The organism is Vibrio sp. 10N.247.311.51, assembly GCF_041467855.1.
Lineage (GTDB): Bacteria > Pseudomonadota > Gammaproteobacteria > Enterobacterales > Vibrionaceae > Vibrio > Vibrio coralliirubri.
The window spans coordinates 1-2,240 of the sequence record NZ_JBFSVK010000067.1 but is presented as its reverse complement, the minus strand read 5'-3'; the positions used below and the strand labels follow the sequence as shown (position 1 = coordinate 2,240).

Genomic DNA, 2,240 nt, shown 5'->3' with positions numbered 1-2,240 from the left:
GAACGAATTCAAACAGTTCGTGATCTGAGCTTTGCTCTACCTCCTTTTTAAAGTGTTGATACTGTTCATTAAGGTAATGACAACTCGCGAGAGCGACTCTAATGAGCGCTTTTGTGAGCTGCTCTTTCAAAGGGGGGATATTGGGCATGGTTGGTATCACTTATCGATAATGTCGTGATAAGTCGTGGGGTGGGAGTCAATGATGAAAAGTCATTCAGGCCTTGCTGCATATAGGGTTAGCTCTCTCCGAAACACGACTTTTTGATGGCTGTAGTGGTCCGGTGCCTTTGTATCGTGACATAGACCCGGACGGGTTGTTCTCTCATTACGAAGTGATAGATATAGAGTCAAACGCTTCCATATCGATGTAGTTTAAGAAGTTATCCTGCCAAAGCTCGAACATCTCTACAGCGGAATAGTTGCCCTTGATTGGACTCCATCCCCCGAATTCTGTAAAGAACGCTTGGTCTCGAAAATCAAAGTCTAGACATCGCGCCAATTCTGGATCAGCGTGATAGGGCGGTTCTGAGCCATTTATCCAGCACTTGCCTTGGTAGCCATTGATGAGCTGCTGAAATAGCCACATCTCAAAAGCAGATTTGGGTTTTATTGCGACATCAAAGCCATCGTCATCAAATCGTTGCCGTTCTTTCCAAGTTGCATCTAAATCACTTAGCTGCGTTTTTAACTCATCTAGTTGGGTTTGTTTGGATTTCTCTAATGGTGCTTTAAGCCATACCTCTAGGGTGTGACAATACGGCATCACTCCATAGTCTTTAGCGTGATTCAGTGTGTTACGTAATGCACGTATCCAACCTTCTGCTTTGGTGTCTCGACCATTGAGTTTGACATCTCCTGATTCAGCGGCTGCTGACCAGTCACAACCGTATTTCACGAGTAGTTGGTTGAAGGTGTTTACACCACAAAACTGCCAGCTACGTGCTCGTTTGTTTGTCTCCGTGTCAAAGAGATTGCTAGAGCCAATGAGCATGTGGAGCATAAATAGGTCATCTTCACGCAGTCTAAGTCTGTAACGTTCATACAGGGCTTTCGGATGTCGGTATGGTTTAGGCGTTCTCTAAAGAAGGTACAGGCTTGCTGAATAACGTCTTCTTTTGGTACACGCAGTGCCAGCTGTTCATAGACAATGTCATAGGACATAAAGGGTTTCTCCTGTGAAAGAGTAAGGTAGTAAAATCGTGGTGATAGCTAGAAGCGAGGGATCGGTAGAGAGGTGGTGGTTATCAACTACTCTCAGGTATTAGCGGCTACGCAGCTCGACTTGGTTGTAGACTCCCTTGGCTAAGTTAGCGATAAACCTGGACTCCCATAGTGTGTATAGCTTGTCGGTGTTGGGGGCGCTCATACTCTTTAAACCAGAGTATCGTGTGAAGAGCGTGGCATGAGTGAAATCGAATTCAATGTCTTGCTCAAGTGTCGGGTAAGGGTATCCATTGAAGCTAAAATCTGTGATGCAAAGGATTGAATAGAGGTTGTTAATGCCTTTCGCCAGTGCAATCTCAACAGGGTGATGGCCTCCATGCTCAGCGGTGTAGTGCTTGTTACTGAAATGGATGATGTGATGACCCTCTACGAGTCCTGTGTGTTTGTTTAGAACGTTGTTTAACGTATCCAGAAGAGCCAGAGAGATAGGCAAAGCCGTCTTGTTGAATGAAATTGCGGGTAAGGGATTTCTATGCATAAGCGGTTCCTTTCTTTATCTGTGGGGTTATGCATAGTGATGAAATATATTTGAAAAGATTTTGATTCGAATGGATGGCAGGGGTAGAAGGGCGTGATGCTGAATGGTGAGTCATTTCGGCTAAAGCAAAAAGTTACATATGAAACCTGTGTGCTGAAAGTTTGGTTTTGCGCATTGTTGATTCTTCAATTCTCCCGTATTCTCCATGTTTTAAAATGGACATAGAACTAGCGAGAGTACAGCTCGGTGGTTGCTGAAAATAGTCGCGATTAAAAAGGTAGCGACATAGTTCAAGTTAGCTTAGAAAATTACTTAGAGACTTGCCTTTAAAGATAGGCTCTCATCGGCTTCAAAGTCGGTGGCTTTTTGGCGTTTAAGAGTGAAGCTCTCAAAGCGTAGATACAAGAGCAAGAAGCTCAGGTTTAACTGAGTCCCAAAACACAATATTAAGAACATGTGCCGACTGTTTTCACGATGTCGGTCAATAGTTGAAATGAATTGAGCAGAATATGAATAAGCAACAATTAGCGGCAAAAAT

Annotated in this window: 3 protein-coding genes; all 3 read right to left on the bottom strand. The window is 43.8% G+C overall.

All coding sequences use genetic code 11. The annotated features are described in order from the left end of the window. Positions 1–325 precede the first annotated feature (325 nt). Positions 326–1,000: a DUF2787 family protein gene (locus AB6E85_RS25750; RefSeq protein WP_372144812.1), complete on the bottom strand. Its 675-nt coding sequence runs from the start codon at positions 998–1,000 to the stop codon at positions 326–328. 261 nt (positions 1,001–1,261) lie between these two features. After that, on the bottom strand, positions 1,262–1,702 hold the full coding sequence (locus AB6E85_RS25745) for a DUF2787 family protein (RefSeq protein ID WP_372144810.1): 441 nt from the start codon (positions 1,700–1,702) through the stop codon (positions 1,262–1,264). A gap of 312 nt (positions 1,703–2,014) precedes the next feature. Next, on the bottom strand, positions 2,015–2,240 hold a 226-nt coding region (locus AB6E85_RS25740; protein ID WP_372144808.1), incomplete at its 5' end, for a hypothetical protein.